We start from the raw sequence: 22,919 nt of genomic DNA, 5'->3' as shown, positions 1-22,919 counted from the left end.
CATGTTGTCCACATCACCCGTTGCCATCGTGACCGGAGCCTCGCGCGGGATCGGCGGCGCCATTGCCAGGAGGCTTGCCGGTGACGGTTTTGCCGTGACCGTGAACTATGCGGCAAAGGCCAAAGCGGCCGAAGAAGTCGTTTCACAAATAGCATCCGCCGGAGGCAGGGCGGTCGCCATCAAGGCCGACGTCTCGAAGCCGGAAGAGGTTGCCGCCCTGTTCGACGAAACCGAAGCGCGGCTCGGCAAGGTTACCTTGCTGGTCAACAATGCCGGGATCATGAACCTCGCGCCGATTGCCGAGATGGACGATGCGAGCTTCGACGCGATGGTGGCGATCAACCTCAAGGGCACCTTCAACACGCTGCGGGAAGCCGCGCGGCGCCTGGAAAAAGGCGCGAAGATCATCAACACCTCGACCAGCGTGACCCGGCTCGCCTTGCCAGCCTACGGAGCCTATGCCGCCACCAAGGCGGCCGTCGAGATGCTGACCCTGATCCTCGCCAAGGAGCTTCGCGGGCGCGGCATCACCGTCAACGCAATTGCCCCGGGACCTACGGCCACCGAACTGTTCCTCAGCGGCAAATCGCCGGAATTGATCCAGAACATTGCCAAACTCTCTCCACTGGAGCGGCTGGGCGAGCCGGAAGACATCGCCAACGTCGTCTCGATGCTCGCAAGCAGCAATGGCGGCTGGATCAACGGCCAGACGGTCTTCGTCAACGGCGGCGCAGCCTGAGCGCAGCCTGAAGAGCGTGCTGACGGCAGAGTCCAAGCCCGATTATGCACTTTTGGCCGCACGAAAAAGCAGCCGGACTGTGCTCTCCTAGCCCGACTAGCGCGTTTCCTGGCCTGATGGATTGATCCCGTAGCGCTTCGGATGGAAGTCTGCGTGTTCAGGGCGGACAAAAACGCTCATGGTTAAAGCAGCCTTAACCTTCAAGCCGATAGTCTGACCCTTGAATCTGCCGGGCGCGCCGCGTCTCGTGCAGGCTATGACAGACGGGGAAGGCCGCATGCGCTCAGGGGCTTCAGCACAGCTTGTGTTCACCGATACGATCGGACACGGCATCCACGCGTTCGCGCGGCGTCAGGTCGGGCGTCTTGCCGGCGCAGCGCTGTTTGGCGTCGTGGTTTTCGGCGTCGCCAGCCTTGCCACATGGAATGTCGCCGATCCGAGTTTTTCGCATGCGACCGACAATAGCGTCACCAATGCGATGGGCTATCCGGGCGCAGTCTTTTCCGATCTGGCCATGCAGTTCTTCGGCCTGTCGGCGGTGGCGGCGCTGGTGCCGGCGGTGGTGTGGGGCTTCCTTTTGTTTTCCGCGCGCGGCGTCGACAGACTGCCGAAGCGGGGCCTGGCATGGCTCGGCTTTGCCCTTTTGGCGGCGGCGATCGCTGGCTGCGTGGTGCCGCCAAAAACCTGGCCGCTGCCGACCGGCCTTGGCGGCGTGTTCGGCGACATGGTGCTGAAAATTCCAGGCATCTTCGTCGGCGGCTACCCGACGGGCATGATCGCCAGTGTGCTTGCCGTGCTGTTCGTCGCGCCGGCGCTGTGGCTTTTTGCATACGGGTCGGCCTTGATTGCCCGCAAGAACGGCTTTGCCGTCAAGGAGCCGGTCGTGCCCGAGCAGGTCGACGCCGAACAGGCCATGTTCGAGAACGAAGAGGACGACGGCGGCGAGGGCATGCTGGCGCTGGGCGCGATCACCCATTGGTGGCTGTCGGCGCGTGCCTATTTCCGCCGCCGCGCGGCCCGCAAACGCGAGCACGACGATCTCGGCTTCGACGATGCCCCGCGCGAAAGCGCATGGCGGCGTGCCGCCGAACGGGTCGAGGTGGCGGAGATCGCTGAAGCACGGATGAGTTCGCGCGGCAGGGCACGCGTCGAGCCGGAGTTTTTCGCCGCCATGGTCAGCGAGCGCGGAGCGTCGGTCCACCCCGACGACGCCGACATCTTCGATGAGGACAATTTCGCGCATGGCGACGCCATGGACTTTGCGCCGGAGCCGCCTGTGCGGAGCCGCGCTGCCTCCGGTGCCCCTAATGCCCCCGGTGCTCCTAATGCCAATGTGCAGGCCTTCCGCTCGCCTGCCGGTGCGAAGATCGATGCGCCGGTGGCGCGGCCGGTCGAGGGAAGCCGCGCCCAGCGCGAGGCCCAGACCTCGCTGATCGGCGCCGATCATTTCGAGATGCCGTCGCTGCATTTCCTGCTGCAGCCGCCGAGCGTGGTGCGCGATGCCAGCCTGTCGAATGAAGCGCTGGAACAGAACGCCCGCCTGCTCGAAGGCGTGCTGGAGGATTTCGGCGTCAAGGGCGAGATCATCCACGTCCGCCCCGGCCCGGTGGTCACGATGTACGAGTTGGAGCCCGCGCCCGGCATCAAGTCGTCGCGCGTCATCGGCCTGTCCGACGATATCGCCCGTTCGATGAGCGCCATTGCCTGCCGCGTCGCAGTCGTGCCGGGCCGCAACGCCATCGGTATCGAACTGCCCAACGCCAAGCGCGAGACGGTGTACCTGCGCGAGATCATGGCCAGCCGCGACTTCGAGCAGACCAAGGCCAAGCTCGCTCTGGCGCTGGGCAAGACCATCAATGGTGAGGCGGTCATCGTCGATATCGCCAAGATGCCGCACGTTCTGGTCGCTGGCACCACCGGTTCAGGCAAGTCGGTGGCCATCAATACGATGATCCTGTCGCTGCTCTACAAGATGACGCCGCAGCAGTGCCGCCTCATCATGATCGACCCGAAGATGCTCGAGCTTTCCGTCTATGACGGCATTCCGCATCTTCTGACCCCTGTCGTGACCGATCCGAAGAAGGCCGTCGTCGCGCTCAAATGGACCGTGCGCGAGATGGAAGACCGTTATCGCAAGATGTCCAAGGTCGGCGTGCGCAACATCGACGGCTTCAACGCGCGTGTCGCCCAGGCCGACAAGAAGGGCGAAAAGATCACGCGCACCGTGCAGACCGGCTTCGACCGGCAGACCGGCGAAGCGATCTATGAGACGGAAGCGCTCGATCTCGAACCGATCCCCTATATCGTCGTCATCATCGACGAGATGGCCGACCTGATGATGGTCGCGGGCAAGGACATCGAAGGCGCGGTGCAGCGCCTGGCGCAGATGGCGCGCGCGGCCGGCATCCATGTCATCATGGCGACGCAGCGGCCGTCGGTCGACGTCATCACCGGCACGATCAAGGCGAACTTCCCGACCCGCATCTCCTTCCAGGTAACGTCGAAGATCGACAGCCGCACCATTCTGGGCGAGCAGGGCGCCGAGCAACTGCTCGGCATGGGCGACATGCTCTACATGGCCGGCGGCGGGCGCATCCAGCGCGTGCACGGGCCTTTCGTTTCCGACGACGAGGTGGAAAAGATCGTGGCGCACCTGAAATTGCAGGGCGTGCCGGAATATCTCGACGCCATCACCGAGAGCGACGAGGACGACGAAGAGGAGTCCTCCGGCAAGGGCGGCTCAAGCGGCGGCAACAGCAATTTCGAGGATTCCGACGATCCTTACGACCAGGCGGTCTCCGTGGTGCTGCGCGACGGCAAGGCGTCTACCAGCTACATCCAGCGCCGGCTGGGCATCGGCTATAACCGCGCCGCCTCGATCATCGAGAAAATGGAGCAGGAAGGCATTGTTGGCCCCGCCAACCATGCCGGCAAGCGCGAAATCCTGGTGCCGACGGAAGACGACAAGTTCTGACGGACGGAACCTTGCCGGAACGGCGGGGTTTAGGCAGGTCCGGCAATTTTGCCAAACTAAAGCCCAACTGGGGGGCCACACCCGCGCCTTGAGTGGAAATCAGACGAAAGCGACAGGCATGAACGACTTTCCCTTTGTCCCGACGCGCCGCCAGTTCGTTGGCTTTGGCCTTGCCCTCGCAGGTGCCGCCGCCATGAACGCAGTGCCCGGCTTTCGTCTTCTGGCGCAGGCGCAGGCGGCGGTTCCCGTCGCCGCGCAGAAGGTGGCCGATCACTTTTCTTCGGTGAAGACGATGACCGGCGAATTCGTTCAGTTCGGACCGAAGGGCGAGCAGACCGGCGGCAAGTTCTATCTGGAAAGGCCGGGCCGGATCCGTTTCAACTATGACGGTTCGTCGAAATTCCAGGTCATATCGGACGGTCAGTCCGTCGTCATTCTCAACAAGAAGATGAAGACGTCCGATCTCTATCCGCTGTCGAAGACCCCGCTCAAGCTGCTGCTCGACGACAAGATCGACCTCTCCGGCGACAAGGTGACAAGCGTCAAGGAAGAAGACGATCTCACGACGATCCAGCTTGCTGACAAATCCGTGTTCGGCAATTCGAAGATCACCATGATGTTCGACCCGAAATCCTACGAACTGCGCCAGTGGACCATTACCGACGCGCAGGGCAAGGACACGACCGTGATGATCTTCAACACCAAGCAAGGGGTCAGCTTCGCCCCCGATACGTTCAAGATCGACTACACGGCGAATCGCGAACTCAACACCAAGTCGAAGTCGCCGCGCTGATTTCCTCCGAAGGCGGCGGATAGAGCCGTCAATCCAGGCTTGAACTGCGGTAGTTGTGGAAAGCCGGCCACACCGCGCCGCGCAGCTACACCCCGCTTGCCTTTGACGAGCCACGCTGGCAGGTTCCGGGCGATTTTCCCGCCGGACCTGCAGCATGTCTTTTTCGATCGCCACCTGGAACATCAATTCCGTTCGCCTGCGCATGCCGCTGGTCGAGCGCCTGCTTATGGAGCATGCGCCGGACGTCTTGTGCCTTCAGGAAACCAAGTGCCAGGACGATCTTTTTCCGGCTGCCGCCTTTCGCAAGCTCGGCTACGAGCACATCGCCATCCATGGCCAGAAGGGCTATCACGGCGTGGCGACGGTGGCGCGGCGACCGATCGAGATCGTCGAGAAGCGCCGGTTTTGCGGCATCGAGGACAGCCGGCATATTTCGGTCCGGGTCGCGGCCGGCGGCAAGGCGCTTACCGTGCACAATTTCTATGTTCCGGCCGGCGGCGACGAACCGGACCCCGAGATCAACCGAAAATTTCGGCACAAGCTTGATTTCGTCGCCGAAATGAATGCTATCCGCGCCGACCACGACGATGCGTCCGGCTCGATCCTCGTCGGCGACCTCAACATCGCGCCGCTGGAGCACGATGTCTGGTCGCACAAGCAGCTTCTCAAGGTGGTCAGCCATACGCCGATCGAAACGACGAATTTCCAGGCCATGCGCGAAAGCGGCGGCTGGGTCGACCTGATGCGCCACAACATTCCGCTCGACCAGAAGCTCTATACCTGGTGGAGTTATCGGGCGCAGGATTGGGAGACCTCCAATCGCGGCCGTCGCCTCGACCATGTCTGGTCGTCGCCCAACCTAACCCCGCTGTTCCATGGCTACGAGATATTAAGTGCTGCGCGCGGCTGGGAGCGCCCTTCCGATCATGTGCCGGTGATCGCCCGTTTCGACCTGGAATGAACCGCACAAGTCTTCCGCTACGGCTCCCGACTTTTCGTCCGCTGCGCGGACTGCGCCTCAGCCCGCGAAGCGTGGCGCCAGGTTTTCGATCTTCTGCAGGAACGCCTGCAATTCGGCGGTTATCCGGTGGTGAAGCTGCACCGCAACCTCCGGGTATTCTTCGAGGATGCGCCGGAACATACTGCGGTTGAGGCGCAGCACCTCCGAATCGATTTCCGCCGAGGCGCTGGTCAGCCGCCTGGTATCGGCGATCAGGGCCAGTTCTCCCAAAATCGAGCCCGGCCCGACATGGCCGAGCACAAGCCGCTCGCGGTCGCCGCCCTCGCGATAGAGGACGATGCGACCGCTGACCATGACATAGGCCGAATCGGCAACGTCGTCCTCGCGGTAAAGCTTCTTGTCGGCGCCGAGATGCGTGGTTTCGGCCCCGAAGGCGAGCAGGCGCAGTTGCTCCTGCGTGAAGCCCTCGAAAAGCCCCACGGCGGAGAGGATGCGGATGTCGTCATCCAGCGCCATTATGTCCCCGAACCGTCAGGCCGTTCCCCTTTCCGTGCCATGGTCCCGAAGCCGGATCATGCTCGTTTTCCGTGCGGCCCCGCCCCGAACCGCAAATCGGACGAATTATGAATCAATGATGGTTACATACGGGTTATCCGCTTAGGGAACCAGCTTGTAGCCGCCGCTTTCCGTGACAAGAATCTCGGCATTGGAAGGATCACGCTCGATCTTTTGCCGCAGCCGATAGACATGGGTTTCCAGCGTGTGCGTGGTGACGCCCGAATTATAGCCCCACACCTCCTCCAGAAGCACGTCGCGCGTTACCACCTTCTGTTCCGCGCGATAGAGGTATTTGATGATGGAGGCTTCTTTTTCGGTCAGCCGCACCTTGGCGCCGCGCTGGTCGATCAGGAGTTTCTGGCTGGGCTTGAACGTGTATGGCCCGACCGCGAAGGTGGCGTCCTCACTCTGTTCATGCTGGCGCAGTTGCGCGCGGATGCGGGCCAGAAGCACGGCGAAGCGGAACGGCTTGGTCACGTAATCGTTGGCGCCCGCCTCCAGCCCGAGGATGGTGTCGGAATCGGTGTCGTGGCCGGTCAGCATGATGATGGGCGCCTTGTAGCCGCCCTTGCGCAGGATCTTCACCGCTTCGCGACCGTCCATGTCGGGCAGGCCGACATCCATGATGAGCAGGTCGATCAGCCCGGCGCGTGCGGCGGCAACGCCCTTGGCGGCGGTCGCTTCCTGCAGCACGCTGAATTCCTCGTAGAGCGATAATTGCTCGACAAGCGTGGCGCGCAGGTCTTCATCGTCGTCAACGATCAGGATGGTGCGTGATGTCATGAATCAATCCGTTGTTTTGCAATGAATTTCAATTGACCGCTGCCCGTTTATGCGGAACTTGATGAACAAAACAGCCCATCACAGTGATTTGTTCCGTGGCACGATCATACCTGAAAAAACGCATAAACAATGCTGCCGGCGCAATTTTGCCGGCGGGCCTACGCGTCATCACCGTTCGCGCCCGGCCCGGCCATCCCAGCCAGGGGTTTTTGCAGGCCGGCAGGCTGGTATTTCCCTGTGCGCTGGGGCGCGGCGGCATCTCGGCCAACAAGCGCGAGGGAGACGGGGCGACGCCGCTGGCGTCCATGCGGATACTGCATGGCTATTTTCGCAACGATCAGTTTGCCGGCGGGCGGCGGACCCGGCTGGCCATGACGGCGATAGACGCCGATCTCGGCTGGTGCGAGGTGCCGGAAGACCGCAACTACAATCGCCCGGTAAAAATCCCCTATGGCGCCAGCCATGAGCGCATGAAGCGCGACGACCGCCTCTACGATGCCTGCCTGGTGCTGGACTGGAACATTTCGCCCCGCCGGCGCGGACGCGGCAGCGCGATCTTCTTTCACTTGGCGCGGGCCGGCTTTACGCCGACGCAGGGCTGTGTGGCGGTGACGGCGCAGGTTATGGCGCGGCTGCTGCCGTTTTTGTCGGACCGGACGGTGGTGCGGGTGGTTCGTTAGGAAAAGCGCCATACTGTGGTGCGCTTGACGTCGGCATCTTCCAGCGCGCGGGTCACCGGCACTTCATAGACCGCCAGATTTTCCAGCCCTGTCTTCGGCAGATAGGCCCGGCCCGGGTCACCGACGAGAATTTCCGCGCCGCGCGCCGACAGGTTTTTGAACCAGGGCAGCAGCAGCCCGGCAAAGGCGGCGTCGTAAAAAACGTCGCCGGCCAGCACCACGCCCCAGCCTTCATCCATCCCGATCAGGTCCCTGTCCGTGAATTCGACCGCCACGCCGTTGGCTTCGGCGTTCAGCCGAATCGCGGTTGCGCAAAACGGATCGATGTCGGCGGCAATCACGCTTGTTGCGCCTGCCCTTGCCGCCGCTATCGCGACAAGGCCGGAGCCCGAAGCGAAGTCGAGAATTTTTCGGTCCCGAATCGCTTCCGGGTGGTCGAGGATGTAACGCGCAAGCCCTTGCCCGCCTGCCCAGGCGAAAGCCCAGAAAGGCGGCGGCAGGCCGATCTCGGCCAGTTCATCCTCCGTGCGCTGCCATAGATCATGCGCTTCGTCGGCCAGGTGCAGGCGGATTTCCGGCACATGCGGCGGCGACGCAAGCGTGGTGTTGTCCAGAATGAAACGTTCGGCGTCCAGTGGCGAGATTCGCGTCAAGGCATCAAGGTTGCTGGATCGAGGCCGGCCATGCGGCAGACTTCCTGCCATTCGCCCAGTAGCACCGGCTGCACGGAAAGCCGCATCGACGTGACCAGCGCCATCTTCTCCAGCTTCGGGTTGGCCTTGACCTCGGCCAGCTTCACCGGCCGGGGAACGTCGCGCACGGCGCGGATATCGACGCACTCCCAGCGCGGGTCTTCGGTCGTCGTGTCGTGATGGGCGAGTGCGCAAACCTCGGCGATGCCGACCACCTCAAGCCCCTCGTTGGAATGGTAGAAGAAACCAAGATCGCCGATCTGCATGGCGCGCATGTTGTTGCGCGCCAGATAATTGCGCACGCCGTCCCACTGCGTGCCGGTCTTGCCGGTCGCCTTCAGAGCGTCGAAGGAAAAGGTGGATGGCTCGGATTTGAACAGCCAGTAATTCATTTTATTGTCCCCGCCTTCCGTCTCAGCCGTTCGCCGGGTTGTTGACGCCCCAGTTCCACTGGCGGATTTCGACGCTCGCGAACAAATCAGCCTTGGCGTAGGGATCGGCGGCGGCAAGCGCGCCGGCCGCTTCCATGTCGGGTGCTTCGAGCACGACCATGCTGCCATTCGCCTTGCCGTCGGCATCGAGGAACGGGCCGGCGAAGGCCAGCTTTTTCTCATCGTTCAACCCTTGCAGGAAAGCCAGGTGATCGGGCCGCGTATCCGCGCGCACCTGCAATTTTCCGGGCTTGTCGGTGCAGATCAGGGCAAACAGCATGTGGTATCCTTTCGTTTAAGCGTCGGCTTCTGTCTTCAGCGGTCGCGTCATCAACGCGGATACTGCTTCGCCGATGGTAATCGTTCCGTCCAATATCGCGGCCACCGCTGCGATGATCGGCGCGTCGATGCCGCGCTCGTCGGCAATGCGCACGGCGATTGCGGCGGTCGGCACGCCTTCGGCCAGCGGCCGGCCGGCCAGTTGTTCGCCGCGCCCCAGCGCCAGCCCATAGGCGAAATTGCGCGATTGCACCGAGGCGCAACTGAGCAGGAGGTCACCCAGCCCCGACAGGCCCATCAGCGTTTCAGGCTTCGCGCCGAAGGCGGCGCCGATGCGGCGTAACTCGACGAAACCGCGCGTCACCATGGCGGCCTGCGCGCTGGCGCCGAGGCCCGCACCCGTCACCGCGCCGGCGGCGATGGCGAAGACGTTCTTCAGCGCCCCGCCGATCTCGACGCCGACAAGATCGTCGCTGGAATAGCAGCGAAGGTTTCGTGCCGAAAAGCGCGCGGCAAGGTCACCGGCGAGCGCATTGTCACGCGCCGCGACCACCACCGCCGTCGGCAGGCCTTTCGCCACGTCCGCTGCAAAGCTCGGGCCGGAAAGGGCCGCGATCGGGTTTTTCGGCAGGAACTCGCCGACGATCGCCGACAGCAGCGCGCCGGTGTCGCGCTCGATGCCCTTGGCGCACAGCACCAGCGGAATGTTTTTCGGCATGAAACCTTGCGCTGTAGCCAGAACGCCGCGCAACGACTGCGCCGGGGTAACGGCCAGCACGCAATCGGCACCGGCCAGTGCTGTCGCCAGGTCGGTGGTGGCCTCGATACCGGGATCGAGCGCGATGCCCGGCAGATAGCGCGTGTTCTCGCAGCGATTGATGGCGGCAACGCTTTCTGCGTCGCGCGCCCACAGCCGGACGGAGTGGCCGGCGCGCAGCATCGCCAGCGCCAGCGCGGTACCCCATGCGCCGCCGCCAAGCACGCAGACGCGCCAGTTGCCGCCGCCCTTCATGCTTTCGCCCCGCGCCGGCCCGAACCGATTATCGGCTCCGAGACGCTATCCAGTGGCCAGCGTGACCGCGGCACGAAATCGAAAGCATCGGCGTCCACCTTGCCGGCCCGCAGCCGTTCGATGCCGGCCCAGGCGATCATCGCAGCATTGTCGGAGCACAGGTTCAGCGGCGGCGCGACAAAAGCAAAGCCATGATCCGCACACAGGGCTTCCAGTGCCGATTTGATCGTGCCGTTGGCGGCAACCCCGCCGGCCACGACCAGAGTGGGGGTCTTCTCCTCGGGAAACGTCTCGCGAAACCGGTTCAGGGCGCGGATGACGCGGTCACTGAGCGCATCGGCGGCCGCCGCCTGGAACGAGGCGCAGATGTCGGCGACGTCCTGCTCGCTGAGCGGCGCGATGGCGCTTGCAGCCTGGCGCACAGCGGTTTTCAGGCCGGAAAAGGAAAAATCGGGCTGTGCGGAGCCTTTCATCGGCCGCGGAAAGGCGAAACGGCCGGCATCGCCCTGCCTTGCCGCCTTTTCCACATTGGGACCGCCCGGATAGGGCAGGCCGAGCATCTTGGCCGTCTTGTCGAAGGCTTCGCCCAGCGCGTCGTCGATGGTGGTGGCCCAGCGCTGGTAGTCTGCGACCCCGCGCACCGCGACGATCTGCGTATGGCCGCCGGAAACCAGCAGCAAAAGATAGGGAAAGGCGACGCCGTCGGTCAGGCGGGCGGTCAGCGCATGGCCCTCCAGATGGTTGATGGCGATCAGTTTTTTCCCCGCCGCCGCCGCAATCGCCTTTGCCGTCATCAGCCCGACGATCAGCCCGCCGACGAGGCCGGGACCGGCGGTCGCGGCGATGGCGTCGATTTCGGCAAGCGCCGTATCCGACTCGGCAAGGGCTGCCTCAATGATGCCGTCCAGCGCCTCGACATGAGCGCGCGCGGCAATCTCGGGAACCACGCCGCCAAAGGCCGCATGTTCCTCGATCTGGCTGAACACGACGCTAGACAAAATCCGGGGCTCGGAATCATCAGACAGGGCGACAACGCTGGCCGCCGTCTCGTCGCAACTCGTCTCTATGCCCAGAACGCGGATCAATTGGTCGCTGCCCTCGAAGATTGTGCATGCGCGCGATCCCCGCTAGGAGTGCGCAAGCCCCGCCTGCCGGGGGTTATCACGGACGGCGCGTCATGCAAACACCATTACGGATCGGAACGAGGGGCAGCCTGCTGGCGCTGGCGCAGGCCCAGGAAACGCAGGCGCGGCTGATGGCGGCGCACCAGCTGCCGGAATCGGCGTTCGAAATCGTGCCGATCTCGACCAGCGGCGACCGCATCCAGAACCGGGCGCTGTCGGAGGCCGGCGGCAAGGGGCTTTTCACCAAGGAACTGGAAGAGGCGCTGTTCGACCGCCGCATCGATATTGCCGTGCATTCTTCCAAGGACATGCCGACGCAATTGCCGGCCGGGCTGGAGCTTTCGGCCTTCCTGCCGCGCGAAGATGCCCGCGACGCCTTTATCGGCAAGGCTGCGAAATCGATCGCGGAATTGCCGCGCGGCGTCAAGGTCGGCTCGTCTTCGCTGCGCCGGCAGGCCCTGATCCGCCGCATGCGACCCGACCTCGACGTGGTGCTGTTTCGCGGCAACGTCCAGACGCGGTTACGCAAACTCGACGAAGGCGTGGCCGAAGGCACCATCCTGGCATTGGCCGGGCTGAAGCGGCTGGGGCTGGAGCATCTCGTCACCGACCTGATGCCGCTGGCCGATTTTCCGCCGGCGCCAGGGCAGGGCGCCATCGGCATCGAAACCCGGATCGGCGACGACGCGGTGGGCGAGATGCTGGCAGCGATCCATCATGTCCCGACAGGGCAGGCGCTGGCTTGCGAGCGCGCCTTCCTTGGCACGCTCGACGGCTCCTGCCGCACGCCGATTGCCGGCTATGCGGTGATCGACGGGGACAGGCTGTCGTTCAGCGGCTTGATCATTTCGCCCGACGGTACGCAGTCGCACACCATCGAGGCCGAGGGACTGGCGCGGGAAGCCGCGCTGATCGGCGCGCAGGCCGGTGCGGCCGTGCGGGCGAAAGCCGGCGAAGAGTTTTTTGACGGATGGTATTGAATGCGCCGCCGCGTTCTGGTGACAAGGCCGGAACCGGGTGCCGCGCGCACCGCAGCCAGGCTTGCGGCGCTGGGCTTTGAGCCGGTCCTGCTGCCGCTGACCCGGACGCATCCGCTTCCTGTCACGATTGACGGTCTGCCGGAAGACGCGGTAGCCATTGCGGCAACCAGCGCCAACGCCTTGCGCCATGCGCCTGCGGAATTGATTGCGGCGCTGGCGCATTTGCCATGCCATGCCGTCGGCAAACGCACCGCGGAAGCGGCGCGCGCGGCAGGTTTTCTGTCGGTGCATGAAGGGCCGGGCGACGCGGAGGCGCTGGCCGCCCATATGGCGGCTTCGCTGTCCGGCATGGCCGTCGTCTATCTGTGCGGCAGGGTGAGGCTTTCCACCTTCGAACAAAGGCTGGGTGCGGCATCCGTTCGCGTCCATCCGGTCGAGACCTACGATACGGTGGCGATCGGTTACGACAGTGCGGAAATCGCAGCGTCCCTTGATGGCCACCCCGTCGACACGGTGCTGCTCTATTCGGTCAAGGCAGCGCAGGCCATCCGTGCGATCGCCCGGACGCCAGAACTTGCCCCACTGTTCGATGACGCTAGTTTCCTGTGCCTGTCGGGACGCGTTGCAGCGGTTCTCGATCCGCTGGGGAGAGAAAGAATTCATGTGAGCCGGGAGCCGAACGAAGAGGCGCTGTTCGACCTGTTGCGGGGCTGATGCGTCCTCCCGCGTCATCACGCTGCCCTTTTCACACGGTTGAGGTGTGGTAGACCTTTCCTGAAGCCGGTGCCGGTCAAGACGAAGCGAAATAGCGGAGCCAAGCATGGTCAAGACGCCGAAGACGCGACATTCCAAAACCCACCGCGAGCCGGTGACCATCGAGCTTCAGCCGGGCGACGTCTCACGGGTCGGAGAAGAGCAGGCTGCAGCGCCTGAGGCAACGGAGAACGAGGCGTCGGGCCAGGAGGGAATGCGGGCGGAAGCGGCCGATTTCGAGCCGTGGGAAAAGGATGAGGCGGCACGCATCGCGGCCGCCGAACAGGCGGACCGGGCGAGCGCCAGCGCCGATTACGGTTTCGACGATACGCCGCAGCCGGCCAAGCTGGCGGCCGACACCGATACCGCTGCGAAGGCCGATTTCGTGGCGGGCGAGCCGGTCCAGCCCAGGCGGGGCAGCATGAACGCCATCGTTGCCGGCGTCGTCGGCGGGATCATCGCGCTCGTCGGCGCCGGCGGTTTGCAATATGCCGGCCTTCTCGGCGCGCCGGGCGCCGGGGCTTCCCTGGAAGGCGTCAACAGCGACATCGCCGCGCTGAAAACCCAGATCGCGGCCATATCGAACTCGGAGAATGGCGGCGACGCCATGGCGCGGGTCAAGGGACTTTCCGATGCGCTAGATCAGGTCAAGACGGATGTCGCCGCGCTGAAGGCTTCCGCCGGATCGCAAACCGGCGATACGGCAGGCGTCACCGAATTGCGCGACAAGATTGCGGCCCTGGAAACGACGGTTGCCGCACTCGGCCAGGCCGGAACCATGGCGTCGTCCGACCTCAAGCCGCTCAGTGACAAAATCACGGAACTGGATGCGCTGGTCAAATCGGCGGGCAATGCTGCTTCCGAACAGCAGGGTAGAATCGGCGCGCTCGAGCAATCGGTCACGCAACTGTCGGCCAAGGTCGAGGCGCAGGCCTCGCAGCCGAAGATCGCGCTGGCGATTGCGGCTTCGGCACTGAAGGCGGCGCTGGATCGCGGCGCGCCTTTTGCGGCCGAACTGGAAACCTTCGCGGCCATCGCGCCGGATGCGCCGCAGCTTGCCGCGCTGCGCGCTTATGCCGAAAAGGGGGTCGCGACCCGCGCCGAAATCGCGGCCGGCGTCGATGCGGCTGCGACCACGATGGTTTCGGCTGCCACCCCGCCCGACCCGAATGGCGGCTTTTTCCAAAGCCTGATGTCCAGCGCGGAATCGCTGGTCAAGGTGCGCCCGATCGGCGCGGTAGCGGGTGCCGGGGTGCCCGAAACGGTCGCCCGAATGGAGGCGGCGGTCAACCAGGGGGACTACGCCAAGGCGCTTGCCGAATATGATACGCTGCCCGATGCGGTGAAGGCCGCCGGCGCGGATTTCGCCGCGAAGATCAAGGCGCGGCTTGATGTCGAAGCGCAGATCGACGCGCTGATCGCCAATGCCATGAAGGCGTGAGGGCCCAGATGATCCGCATTCTCGTTTTCCTCGCCATCGTCTTCGCGCTGGGCCTCGGCTTTGCCTGGCTGGCGGACCGGCCGGGCGACATGGTCGTCACGTTCAACGGCTACCAGTATCAGGTCAGCCTGATGGTGGCGGCGGTGGCCGTGGTGGCTGTCGTGGCAGCGGTGATGATCCTCTGGTGGCTGTTCAAGTCGATCTGGAACAGCCCCTACACTATTGCGCGGCATTTTCGCGTGCGCCGCCGCGACCGGGGCTATCAGGCGCTGTCGACGGGCATGATCGCTGCCGGTGCGGGCGACGCAGCGCTGGCGCGCAAGAAAGCGAAGGAGGCGGCCAAGCTGATCCGCTCCGACCAGGAGCCGCTGATCCACCTGCTCGACGCGCAGGCTTCGCTGCTTGAAGGCGACCACGAGACGGCGCGCGGGAAATTCGAGGCCATGCTCGACGATCCGGAAATGCGCCTGCTTGGCCTGCGGGGACTTTATCTCGAGGCCGAAAGGCTGGGCGACCGCAATGCCGCCCGCCACTATGCCGGGCGCGCGGCGCAGGTGGCGCCGCAACTGGCCTGGGCGGCCGAATCGACGCTGGAAGAACTGACCCAGCGCGCCGACTGGGACGGCGCGCTCAAACTGGTCAACGCGCAGAAATCGACACGGCAGATCGAGCCGGAATCGGCCAATAACCGCCGCGCCGTGCTGCTTACCGCCAAGGCGCAAGCCTTGTTCGACAGCGACCCCGATGCGGCGAGGGCGGCGGCGCTTGAAGCCAACCGCCTGCGCCCCGGCTTCGCACCGGCCGCAGTCGCTGCCGCCCGCGCGCTGTTTCGGCACAACGATGTGCGCAAAGGCGCAAAAATCCTCGAGGCGGCATGGAAGGCCGAGCCGCATCCCGAGATCGCTGAACTCTATACGCATGCCCGGCCCGGCGATGCGGTTCTCGACCGCTTGAACCGGGCGCGCAAACTGCAGGAACTGAAGCGGAACAATGCCGAATCCTCGATGGCGGTAGCGCGCGCTGCGCTCGACGCGCAGGACTTTGCGACAGCGCGCCGCGAGGCCGAGACGGCGATCCGCATCGACCCTCGCGAGGGGGCTTACCTGTTGTTGGCCGACATCGAGGAGGCCGATACGGGCGACCAGGGTAAGGTCAGGCAACTTCTGTCCAAGGCGGTGCGGGCGCCGCGCGATCCGGAATGGGTTGCCGACGGCGTCGCTTCCGAGTGCTGGGCACCGGTATCGCCGGTCACGGGCAGGCTCGACGCGTTCGAATGGCGCGCGCCGATGGAACGGCTTGGCCAACTGATCGAAAGCGACGAAGACCGGCCGGAGATCGATGCTCCCGTGCTTGCCGCGCCGACAGCGTCGCCGGTTGTGGTTGAGGCCGATCGCCCGGTACTCCTGCCGAAGGCTGCTCCGGTGGAGAAGGAACCGGCAACTGCAGGCGATTCCATCGCACCGGTTACGGCTGCCGAACTGGCCGCCGTGCCGATCGATGAAGAGGCGATTGAGCCGGCCGAACCGATGCGCCTTCCCGACGACCCAGGCATCGAGCCGGAGGACGAGGAGCCGGATGCGAAATCGTCCGGTCGCTTTCGTTTGTTTTGATCGTGATCCGCTTCCGCGCTAAGTCAGTGTGTGGTGAATCGGAGGAGTTTGATGTTCGAGCGCGTACTGTCCTTTCTCAAGGAATTACCGGGCGGCGCCGGCCGGGGCGCCGCGCAGGCGGACGATCCGCGTGTCGCGGCTTCGGCCCTGCTTTATCATGTCATGGACGCCGATGGCGCCCGACAGGACGTCGAGTGGGCCAAATTCAAGGCGGTGCTGTCGCAAAGCTACGGCGTGACGGGCGCGGAACTCGACGCACTGGCCAAGGCCGGTGAAAAGGCGGACGGCGAGGCGGTCGATCTCTATGCCTTCACCAGCGTGCTGAAGCGCCATCTCGACGCCGACGGCCGCAAGGCTTTTGTCGGGTTGATGTGGAGTATCGTCTATGCGGACGGCGAACTGCACGAACTGGAAGACAATGTCGTGTGGCGGGTTGCCGAATTGCTGGGCGTGGAGCGGCAGGACCGCATCGCCGCCCGGCAAAAGGCAGCCGCGGAATGGCCCCAGGCCGGCGGCGTCTCCAGCGACGATTAAAGCATGTCTCCCGAGAGTGGGCACCGGTTTCGGGATAAAGACATGCGAGAAAACAAGACCTAAAGCTCGGCAAGCGAATCTGAAAGATCGCGACGTGCTTTAGGCGGTGTGGACAGTCAGGATTTTCCAGGAATGCCATCACAGCCATGCCGGCCAAAAATCCTCATCGTTCTGCATCAGGAAAACTCCAGTCCGGGCCGCGTCGGCCACATGCTTCTGGAAGCGGGCTTCGATCTCGATATTCGGCGTCCGCCGCTGGGCGACGCCCTGCCTGAAACGCTGGACGATCATGCCGGAACGGTCATGTTCGGCGGTCCGATGAGCGCCAATGACAGCGACGAATTCGTCCGCCGCGAAACCGATTGGCTCGCCGTCCCGCTGAAGGAGAACCGCCCCTTTCTCGGCATTTGCCTGGGCGCTCAGATGCTGGTCAACCATCTCGGCGGCAAGGTCGAAAGCCATGGCGACGGGCTGGTCGAGATCGGCTGGTATCCGCTCCAGGCAACCGAGGAGGGCGAAAAGCTGATGCGGTGGCCGAGCCAAGTCTATCAGTTCCACCGCGAGGGCTTTTCGCTGCCGCGCGGCGCGACCCTTCTGGCCACCTGCGGAACCTATCCCAACCAGGCTTTCCGCTATGGCGAAAATGCCTGGGGCGTTCAGTTCCACGCCGAACTGACCCAAATGATGATGCACCGCTGGGTGGTGCACGGTGCGCACCGCTTCGAGCTTCCGGGCGCGCAACCCGGCCGCGACCATCTTGGCGGCCGGCTGATCTGGGACATGCATCTCAGGCGCTGGCTCGGCGAGTTCCTGCAGACGGTGTTCGGAACGCTGGAACCGCGCTAGGCGTCGACCAGCTTCAAAGTCCGATCGAACACGCCAAGCACCCGGGTCAATTCGTGGCCGCGCTTGAGGATGCGCCCGCCGGCGGCGACAACACTGAAAGCGCCCTGCTTTCGCGCCAGCCGGGGGTCTTTCACGATCTGGAAAAGCGGCACCTCGCTGGTGCGGCGAAACACGGAGAATATGGCGCGGTCGCTCAGATGATCGATGGCATAGTCGCGCCACTCATTGGCGGCAACCATGCGGCCGTACAGCCTCAATATCTGTTCCAGTTCCCGCCGTTCGAACGCGACCGGAAGATCGAGCCGTTGGCGGCGGGCCTCATGAAGCGGTATCAATATTCCCGATGCGTCCCCATCCTCCGAGCCACCATCGGTCATGCCAACCCTTTCACGGCTAAACGGCCCCAGCCTTGCATATCTGTTGTCTAGCCTAAGGTTGCGCTTTCGCCCGCCAATTGCAAGCCCGCGCCAAAACCGGCGGACGACAGGTACTGCGCCGTAGTCCAGTCACGTTTGACGAACGCCCTGTCGGAATTGGTGATTTCCCGCCTTTTTTTAGCCATTTTTTACCCGCCCTGCCGCCCCATTGTCCGTCAATCTTGGCTGCGTTGCCTGAGACGGTTCGGTCCGGCACTTGCTCGTAAACCCCAAGCCCCCCGCCCACGGGCCTGAGTCGGATCGAACCAACCTCAGCCTTTGTTAAAAAGGCGAGGTGCGACGATTCCAGAATACAGGCCGGTGTCAGCAGCAAGCTGGCGTCGGCCTTTTCATATTCGGGACCCGCGTTACCGTCAGCGCCTCGCCTTTGCCGTGTTTGCTGCTATTCTAGAGCTTGTCTCCCGAAAGTGGGAACCGGTTTCGGGTAATGACATGCGAGAAAACAAAGACCTAAAGCTCGGCAAGCGAATCTGAAAGATTGCGACGTGCTTTAGAGCTTGTGAGGCTGAGCTGTTCGGGCCGGCCGCAAATAAAGCGACAAGGGGCCGATGACGGACCGACCCGCCACTGAAAGCAGAGGTCTTTCGGCCAGATTGGCCGTTAGCAGGCTGGCTACGCGATGCTCGATGGTTTTCGAGCGCGGCTGGCCGTTGCTGTTGCCGCTTCTCGTGGTCATGGCCTTGTTCCTCAGCACCGCCTGGTTCGGGCTTTTCGCGCGGATGCCGGACATTTTGCGGTTCGGCGTTCTTGCCGTGTTCTGCATCACCGCTCTTGCCGCGCTCTACCCGCTCCGCTTTTTCCGGCTGCCGAAGGCCGATGAGATCGACCGGCGCATCGAGGCCGCCAACGCCCTGCTGCACAGCCCGCTTCAGGCGCAGGCCGACAGGCCGAGCGGCCCGGAAAGGGGCTTTGCGCAAGCCTTGTGGCGCGAGCACCAGAAGCGCATGGCCGCGACGCTGGAGCGCGTTACCGCCGATGCTCCGCGACCGCAGGTTCCCGATCGCGACCCCTGGGGTCTGCGTGCAATTGCGGTGTTGGCCGTGGTCGTCGCCTTCGCATTTTCCTTCGGCCCGCTTGGCGGCCGGGCCGCAGACGCGTTTCGCGCAGGCGCAGTGCACGATGCGATCCCGCCTCGTGTCGACGCCTGGGTCACCCCACCGGCCTATACCGGCAAGCCGCCGATCTTCCTTACCGCGGTCGCAGGGCAGGATGGCGCCGCCGTCACCGTACCGGCGGGCAGCGAGGTTGCGCTGCGCGTTACCGGCGGGTCCGGCGAAGAAACGCTTGCCTTCGTCGATGCCAGCGGCAACAGCCGCGCCATCGAACCGACCGCAGCGCCGGCACCTGCCGCACAAATGGCGGCCGGGGGCGCGGCTCCAGCCAAGGCCAGGCAGTTCGCCGGCAAGCTCACTGTCGACGGCAGGCTGGCGCTGAAGGCGGCCGAGGATGAACTCGCGCATTGGACGTTTTCGGTCACGCCCGATGCGCGACCGGCAATCCGCTTCGTTGGCGAACCCAGGCACGCCGCCAATGGCACGACCGAATTGGCCTACCAGATCGACGACGATTATGGCGCGGCTTCGGCCAAGGCCGTCTTCGCGCTCGCTGACGCGCCTGCGCCCAACGCCCGGCCGCTTTACGGCCCGCCTGAAATGCCGTTGGCGCTGCCGCGCCGCGGCGGCAAGGCGAACGCCGCCAAAACCATCAAGGATCTGACGGAGCATGTCTGGGCCGGCGCGCCGGTCACGTTGAAGCTTGTCGCGACCGACGATGCCGGGCAGACGGCAATGAGCGAAAGCAAGACGCTCGTCATGCCGGCCAGGCCGTTCACCAACCCGCTGGCGCTGGCGGTGATCGAGCAGCGCCGCCTGCTGGCTCTCGACGCCAACGCCAAGCAGCGCGTGCTCGACCTGATGGACGCGATCACGCTCAGGCCGGAAGACACGTTCGACAACATGACGCATTATTTGGCGATCATCAGCGCCAGAACGCGCCTGAAGCTGGCCGTCAGCGACGATCAGCTGCGCGACGAGGTCGGCTATCTGTGGCAGATCGCGCTCGGCATCGAGGAAGGCGATTTGTCGGCGGCGGAAAAGCGGCTTCGGCAGGCACAGCAGGCCTTGCAGGACGCGCTGAAGAACGGAGCCAGCGACGAAGAGATCGACAAGGCGATGAAGGAATTGCGCGAGGCGATGAACGATTTCCTCAAGGAATTCGCGCAGCGCCAGCAGAACCAGAAATCGGCCCAGACGCAGCAGGGGGCCAAGGAGCTTCGCCAGAGCGATCTGCAAAAGATGATGGACCAGATCGAAAACCTGGCGAAGTCCGGCAATCGCGACAAGGCGCAGGAATTGCTGTCGCAGCTCGAAAACATGATGAACAATCTGCAGGCCGGGCGTCAGCAGCAGCCGGGCCAGCAGGACAGCGAGATGCGCCGGCAGATGGACAAGCTCGGCGAGATCATGCGCCGCCAGCAGGAGATGATGAACGAGACGTTCCGCATGGATCAGGCGCGGCGCGGCCAGCAGCAGCGCGAACAGGGCGAACAAAATCCGTTCGGCGAACTGGACGATCAGGGCCAGCCCGGCGCACAGGGTAAACCGCAGGATGGCAAGCCCCAAGAAGGCAAGTCCATGACGCCGGAAGAGTTCGCCGAGGCCCTGAAGCAGTTGCAGGAGGGCCAGGGCAAACTGGAAGGCGACCTCGAAAAACTCAAGAAGGGCCTTGAGGGCATGGGGCTTGAGCCGAATGAAGGGTTCGGCCAGGCCGGCAAGTCGATGGACAGCGCCGAACAGGCGCTTGGGGAGGGCGAGGGCGACAATGCGGTTGGCCATCAGGGCAAGGCGCTGGAAGCCTTGCGCGACGGCGCCAGGAGCATGATGAAGCAGATGCAGGCCATGCAGGGCGACAAGGGCAACAGCCAGGGCGGCGCCCAGCGTGATGGCGATCGCGATCCGCTTGGCCGGCCGCGCGCCACACAGGGGCCGGACTTCGGCGATTCGGTCAAGGTGCCGGACGAGATCGACGTGCAGCGCGCTCGCCGGATTCTGGACGCCATTCGCAAGCGGCTGGGCAATGCGCTGTCGCCTGATATCGAGCGCAGCTATCTCGAACGCCTGCTCGAACTCAAATAGGGTATCGGGCCGCTAAGGCGGCTTGGGCCGCCTTGCTTCGGCCTCCCTACAAATCCTTCACCAGCCGCAGGGCGTCGTAGATCGACGCATGCGTATTGCGCGAGGCGACCGCATCGCCGATCCGGAACAGCTGGAACGCGCCTTGCGGGTTGCCGGCACTGGCCTGTGGCTTGCCTTCGATGAAATCGCCGTGGTCCAGCACGCCAAGATTGCTCGATTGCGGCTTCAGCTCGAAATAGAGCTCGTCCAGCGGGATGGTGCCGTGGTTGATGACGACCTGGTCGACATGCCGCTCCCTGGCAACGCCGCCATAATCGCTGCCGATGACGGCGACGAGGCCGTTGCCTTGCCGCTTCACGGCTTCCAGCCGGTAGGTCACGGTGAAGGTCGTGTCGAGCTTCTGCAGCGAACGCATATAGGGAACGAGGTTCATCGCCATGACTTCCGGCGCGAAGGAGCGGTCCGGCGTCATCATTTCGACCTTGCCGCCGCTCGCCGCAATGACCTCGGCCGCCTGCAGGCCGCTATGGTCGCCGGCGTCGTCGAACACCAGCACGTTGCCGCCCGGCTTGACGTCGCCGGAAATGATGTCCCAGGACGACACCACCAGATCGTTGCCGGCGCTCAATATTTCCGTATGCGGCACGCCGCCGGTGGCAATGATGACGACATCGGGCTTTTCGCCGAGCACCGCATCGGCGTCGGCCCATGTGCTGTAATGGATGGTGACGCCTTTGGCCGTGCATTGCGCCACACGCCAATCGACGATGCCGATCATTTCGCGCCGGCGCTTGCTTTGCGCGGTCAGCCGGACCTGGCCGCCGGCATGGCTCGCGGCCTCGAACACCACCACCTCATGGCCGCGCTCGGCGGCAACGCGTGCGGCCTCCAGACCGGCCGGCCCGGCCCCGACGATGACGATTTTGCGCTTCTTCGCTGCCTTGGGGATGTCGTGCGGAATTTCCGTCTCGCGGCCCGTCGCCGGGTTGTGGATGCAATAGGCGGCTCCGCCCTGATAGATGCGGTCGAGGCAATAGGTTGCGCCGACGCAGGGACGGATATCGTGCTCGCGCCCCTCGACGATCTTGCGCACGATATGCGGGTCGGTCATGTGGGCGCGCGTCATGCCGACCATGTCGAGCTTGCCCGAGGCGATGGCATGGCGCGCGGTCGCCACATCCTGGATCTTGGCGGCGTGAAAGGTCGGGAAGTTCGTCGCAGCGCGGATCTCGCCGGCGAAATCCAGATGCGGCGAACTCGCCATGCCTTGCACCGGAATGACGTCGGTGAGGCCGGGGTCGGTATCGATATGGCCGCGGATGACGTTGAGGAAGTCGACCATGCCGCATTCCTTGAGCTTTTTTGAAATCTCAAACCCGTCCTTGCGGGTGACGCCGCCCTCCAGCACCTCGTCGGCGGTGTAGCGGATGCCGACGATGTAGTCCGGCCCGACCCGCTTGCGGATGGCGCGCAGCACGTCGAAGGTGAAGCGCAGGCGGTTGTCGAGCGAACCGCCATAAGGCTCGTCGAGATCGTTGGTCAGCGGCGACCAGAACTGATCCATCAGATGGCCGTAGGCCTGTAGCTCGATGCCGTCGAGACCGGCTGCCTTCATGCGTTCGGCAGCGTCCGCATAGTCGGTGATGATGCGCTCGATGTCCCAGTCCTCGAGCTTCTTCGGAAAGGCACGGTGGGCCGCTTCCCTTTCGTGCGAGGACGAGACGACCGGCAGCCAATAACCCTTGTCCCAGCGCGTGCGCCGGCCGAGATGGGTCAGCTGGATCATCACCGCCGCGCCATGGTCGTGACATTCGTCGGTCAGCGCCTTCAGCCACGGCACCACCTCGTCCTTGTAGACGAGAACGTTGTTGAACACGGGCGGGCTGTCGCGCGACACCGCAGCCGAACCGGCCGTCATGGTCAGCGCGACACCGCCCTTGGCCCGTTCAACATGATAGGCCCGGTAACGCTCCTTCGGCATGCCGTCTTCCGGATAGGCCGGTTCATGCGAGGTCAGCATGAGCCGGTTGCGCAGCGTCAGGTGCTTCAACTGGTAGGGTTGCAGAAGGGGATCGTTCAACATGCATGGCTCCTGATCGACGCGGCGAAGTGAAATGTACAACGGTGTATATTATACGCACTTAAGTGTACGTTGAAT

At 64.2% G+C, this 22,919-nt stretch carries 22 protein-coding genes; 12 read left to right on the top strand and 10 right to left on the bottom strand.

The window, feature by feature from the left end:
• Window position 1 precedes the first annotated feature (1 nt).
• From ACX3P0_RS10280 to ACX3P0_RS10265, 4 genes are all read left to right on the top strand, one after another.
• Window positions 2-739, top strand: coding sequence for an SDR family oxidoreductase (locus ACX3P0_RS10280; protein ID WP_459088164.1), 738 nt, complete (start codon window positions 2-4; stop codon window positions 737-739).
• Window positions 740-1,016: 277 nt separating this feature from the next.
• Window positions 1,017-3,713 carry a DNA translocase FtsK gene (locus tag ACX3P0_RS10275; RefSeq protein ID WP_459088162.1) on the top strand — a complete coding sequence of 899 codons (2,697 nt, stop codon included), beginning with the start codon at window positions 1,017-1,019 and terminating at the stop codon, window positions 3,711-3,713.
• Between the two features lie 118 nt (window positions 3,714-3,831).
• Window positions 3,832-4,506: an outer membrane lipoprotein carrier protein LolA gene (locus ACX3P0_RS10270; RefSeq protein WP_459088160.1), complete on the top strand. Its 675-nt coding sequence runs from the start codon at window positions 3,832-3,834 to the stop codon at window positions 4,504-4,506.
• 154 nt (window positions 4,507-4,660) lie between these two features.
• Window positions 4,661-5,467: an exodeoxyribonuclease III gene (locus ACX3P0_RS10265; protein WP_459088158.1), complete on the top strand. Its 807-nt coding sequence runs from the start codon at window positions 4,661-4,663 to the stop codon at window positions 5,465-5,467.
• Between the two features lie 57 nt (window positions 5,468-5,524).
• On the opposite strand, the gene ACX3P0_RS10260 is transcribed toward ACX3P0_RS10265, so the two are convergent.
• Entirely contained in the window at window positions 5,525-5,983 is a 459-nt protein-coding gene (locus ACX3P0_RS10260; RefSeq protein WP_459078922.1) for a cyclic nucleotide-binding domain-containing protein, read from the bottom strand.
• 141 nt (window positions 5,984-6,124) lie between these two features.
• On the bottom strand, window positions 6,125-6,808 hold the full coding sequence (locus tag ACX3P0_RS10255) for a response regulator transcription factor (RefSeq protein ID WP_459078923.1): 684 nt from the start codon (window positions 6,806-6,808) through the stop codon (window positions 6,125-6,127).
• A gap of 122 nt (window positions 6,809-6,930) precedes the next feature.
• Here ACX3P0_RS10255 and ACX3P0_RS10250 point away from each other — a divergent pair, with 122 nt between their 5' ends.
• Window positions 6,931-7,488 carry a L,D-transpeptidase family protein gene (locus tag ACX3P0_RS10250; protein ID WP_459088249.1) on the top strand — a complete coding sequence of 186 codons (558 nt, stop codon included), beginning with the start codon at window positions 6,931-6,933 and terminating at the stop codon, window positions 7,486-7,488.
• Here ACX3P0_RS10250 and ACX3P0_RS10245 read toward each other — a convergent pair.
• Genes ACX3P0_RS10245 through tsaD form a run of 5 tightly spaced genes read right to left on the bottom strand, consistent with a single transcriptional unit; the run spans window position 7,485 to window position 10,984 of the window.
• Window positions 7,485-8,192 carry a class I SAM-dependent methyltransferase gene (locus ACX3P0_RS10245; protein WP_459088156.1) on the bottom strand — a complete coding sequence of 236 codons (708 nt, stop codon included), beginning with the start codon at window positions 8,190-8,192 and terminating at the stop codon, window positions 7,485-7,487. The two genes, ACX3P0_RS10250 and ACX3P0_RS10245, sit on opposite strands and share 4 nt — an antisense overlap.
• Window positions 8,138-8,572, bottom strand: coding sequence for an EVE domain-containing protein (locus tag ACX3P0_RS10240; RefSeq protein WP_459078925.1), 435 nt, complete (start codon window positions 8,570-8,572; stop codon window positions 8,138-8,140). Before ACX3P0_RS10240 ends, ACX3P0_RS10245 begins: the two co-directional genes overlap by 55 nt.
• 22 nt (window positions 8,573-8,594) lie before the next feature.
• Entirely contained in the window at window positions 8,595-8,891 is a 297-nt protein-coding gene (locus ACX3P0_RS10235; RefSeq protein WP_459088154.1) for a YciI-like protein, read from the bottom strand.
• Window positions 8,892-8,906: 15 nt separating this feature from the next.
• A complete protein-coding gene (locus tag ACX3P0_RS10230) occupies window positions 8,907-9,902 on the bottom strand; it encodes an NAD(P)H-dependent glycerol-3-phosphate dehydrogenase (RefSeq protein WP_459088152.1) in 996 nt (331 codons plus the stop codon).
• Window positions 9,899-10,984, bottom strand: a complete 1,086-nt coding sequence (gene tsaD / locus ACX3P0_RS10225) for a tRNA (adenosine(37)-N6)-threonylcarbamoyltransferase complex transferase subunit TsaD (RefSeq protein WP_459088247.1) — start codon at window positions 10,982-10,984, stop codon at window positions 9,899-9,901. The genes ACX3P0_RS10230 and tsaD overlap by 4 nt, the downstream gene beginning before the upstream one ends.
• A 95-nt stretch (window positions 10,985-11,079) precedes the next feature.
• Here tsaD and hemC point away from each other — a divergent pair, with 95 nt between their 5' ends.
• The 6 genes from hemC (at window position 11,080) to ACX3P0_RS10195 (ending at window position 17,190) form a co-directional block, all read left to right on the top strand.
• The gene (gene hemC / locus ACX3P0_RS10220; protein ID WP_459088150.1) at window positions 11,080-12,006 is read left to right on the top strand and encodes a hydroxymethylbilane synthase; all 927 of its coding nucleotides are present in this window, start codon (window positions 11,080-11,082) and stop codon (window positions 12,004-12,006) included.
• Complete coding sequence (locus tag ACX3P0_RS10215; protein ID WP_459088148.1) at window positions 12,007-12,720, top strand: uroporphyrinogen-III synthase; 714 nt, start codon at window positions 12,007-12,009, stop codon at window positions 12,718-12,720. It abuts the gene before it with no gap.
• Between the two features lie 106 nt (window positions 12,721-12,826).
• On the top strand, window positions 12,827-14,200 hold the full coding sequence (locus ACX3P0_RS10210; protein ID WP_459088146.1) for a COG4223 family protein: 1,374 nt from the start codon (window positions 12,827-12,829) through the stop codon (window positions 14,198-14,200).
• A gap of 8 nt (window positions 14,201-14,208) precedes the next feature.
• Window positions 14,209-15,810: a heme biosynthesis HemY N-terminal domain-containing protein gene (locus ACX3P0_RS10205; RefSeq protein ID WP_459088144.1), complete on the top strand. Its 1,602-nt coding sequence runs from the start codon at window positions 14,209-14,211 to the stop codon at window positions 15,808-15,810.
• Window positions 15,811-15,861: 51 nt separating this feature from the next.
• Window positions 15,862-16,344 (top strand): tellurite resistance TerB family protein, encoded by a 483-nt coding sequence (locus ACX3P0_RS10200; RefSeq protein WP_459088142.1) that lies wholly within the window; start codon window positions 15,862-15,864, stop codon window positions 16,342-16,344.
• Window positions 16,345-16,476: 132 nt separating this feature from the next.
• Window positions 16,477-17,190: a glutamine amidotransferase gene (locus tag ACX3P0_RS10195; RefSeq protein ID WP_459088140.1), complete on the top strand. Its 714-nt coding sequence runs from the start codon at window positions 16,477-16,479 to the stop codon at window positions 17,188-17,190.
• Here the strand turns inward: ACX3P0_RS10195 and ACX3P0_RS10190 are convergent.
• On the bottom strand, window positions 17,187-17,567 hold the full coding sequence (locus ACX3P0_RS10190; RefSeq protein ID WP_459078934.1) for a DUF2794 domain-containing protein: 381 nt from the start codon (window positions 17,565-17,567) through the stop codon (window positions 17,187-17,189). The genes ACX3P0_RS10195 and ACX3P0_RS10190 overlap by 4 nt on opposite strands.
• 47 nt (window positions 17,568-17,614) lie before the next feature.
• Complete coding sequence (locus ACX3P0_RS10185) at window positions 17,615-17,752, bottom strand: hypothetical protein (RefSeq protein ID WP_459088138.1); 138 nt, start codon at window positions 17,750-17,752, stop codon at window positions 17,615-17,617.
• Between the two features lie 423 nt (window positions 17,753-18,175).
• Here ACX3P0_RS10185 and ACX3P0_RS10180 point away from each other — a divergent pair, with 423 nt between their 5' ends.
• Entirely contained in the window at window positions 18,176-20,761 is a 2,586-nt protein-coding gene (locus tag ACX3P0_RS10180; protein ID WP_459088136.1) for a TIGR02302 family protein, read from the top strand.
• Between the two features lie 46 nt (window positions 20,762-20,807).
• Here ACX3P0_RS10180 and ACX3P0_RS10175 read toward each other — a convergent pair whose 3' ends face one another.
• Window positions 20,808-22,844 (bottom strand): oxidoreductase, encoded by a 2,037-nt coding sequence (locus tag ACX3P0_RS10175; RefSeq protein WP_459088134.1) that lies wholly within the window; start codon window positions 22,842-22,844, stop codon window positions 20,808-20,810.
• Between the last annotated feature and the right edge of the window lie 75 nt (window positions 22,845-22,919).

The sequence above is a fragment of the Mesorhizobium sp. A556 genome (genome assembly GCF_054489545.1).
This window is presented reverse-complemented; position numbering and strand designations above follow the sequence as displayed.

Coding starts and splice junctions, on each gene's coding strand:
- ACX3P0_RS10215 (WP_459088148.1), top strand. CDS start 12,007: ATGCGCCGCCGCGTTCTGGTGACAAGGCCGGAACCGGGTGCCGCGCGC.
- ACX3P0_RS10260 (WP_459078922.1), bottom strand. CDS start 5,983: ATGGCGCTGGATGACGACATCCGCATCCTCTCCGCCGTGGGGCTTTTC.
- ACX3P0_RS10210 (WP_459088146.1), top strand. CDS start 12,827: ATGGTCAAGACGCCGAAGACGCGACATTCCAAAACCCACCGCGAGCCG.
- ACX3P0_RS10245 (WP_459088156.1), bottom strand. CDS start 8,192: ATGGCAGGAAGTCTGCCGCATGGCCGGCCTCGATCCAGCAACCTTGAT.
- ACX3P0_RS10200 (WP_459088142.1), top strand. CDS start 15,862: ATGTTCGAGCGCGTACTGTCCTTTCTCAAGGAATTACCGGGCGGCGCC.
- ACX3P0_RS10230 (WP_459088152.1), bottom strand. CDS start 9,902: ATGAAGGGCGGCGGCAACTGGCGCGTCTGCGTGCTTGGCGGCGGCGCA.
- ACX3P0_RS10275 (WP_459088162.1), top strand. CDS start 1,017: ATGCGCTCAGGGGCTTCAGCACAGCTTGTGTTCACCGATACGATCGGA.
- ACX3P0_RS10205 (WP_459088144.1), top strand. CDS start 14,209: ATGATCCGCATTCTCGTTTTCCTCGCCATCGTCTTCGCGCTGGGCCTC.
- ACX3P0_RS10185 (WP_459088138.1), bottom strand. CDS start 17,752: ATGGCTAAAAAAAGGCGGGAAATCACCAATTCCGACAGGGCGTTCGTC.
- ACX3P0_RS10240 (WP_459078925.1), bottom strand. CDS start 8,572: ATGAATTACTGGCTGTTCAAATCCGAGCCATCCACCTTTTCCTTCGAC.
- ACX3P0_RS10235 (WP_459088154.1), bottom strand. CDS start 8,891: ATGCTGTTTGCCCTGATCTGCACCGACAAGCCCGGAAAATTGCAGGTG.
- ACX3P0_RS10180 (WP_459088136.1), top strand. CDS start 18,176: ATGACGGACCGACCCGCCACTGAAAGCAGAGGTCTTTCGGCCAGATTG.
- hemC (WP_459088150.1), top strand. CDS start 11,080: ATGCAAACACCATTACGGATCGGAACGAGGGGCAGCCTGCTGGCGCTG.
- ACX3P0_RS10280 (WP_459088164.1), top strand. CDS start 2: ATGTTGTCCACATCACCCGTTGCCATCGTGACCGGAGCCTCGCGCGGG.
- ACX3P0_RS10195 (WP_459088140.1), top strand. CDS start 16,477: ATGCCATCACAGCCATGCCGGCCAAAAATCCTCATCGTTCTGCATCAG.
- ACX3P0_RS10270 (WP_459088160.1), top strand. CDS start 3,832: ATGAACGACTTTCCCTTTGTCCCGACGCGCCGCCAGTTCGTTGGCTTT.
- ACX3P0_RS10265 (WP_459088158.1), top strand. CDS start 4,661: ATGTCTTTTTCGATCGCCACCTGGAACATCAATTCCGTTCGCCTGCGC.
- ACX3P0_RS10190 (WP_459078934.1), bottom strand. CDS start 17,567: ATGACCGATGGTGGCTCGGAGGATGGGGACGCATCGGGAATATTGATA.
- ACX3P0_RS10255 (WP_459078923.1), bottom strand. CDS start 6,808: ATGACATCACGCACCATCCTGATCGTTGACGACGATGAAGACCTGCGC.
- ACX3P0_RS10175 (WP_459088134.1), bottom strand. CDS start 22,844: ATGTTGAACGATCCCCTTCTGCAACCCTACCAGTTGAAGCACCTGACG.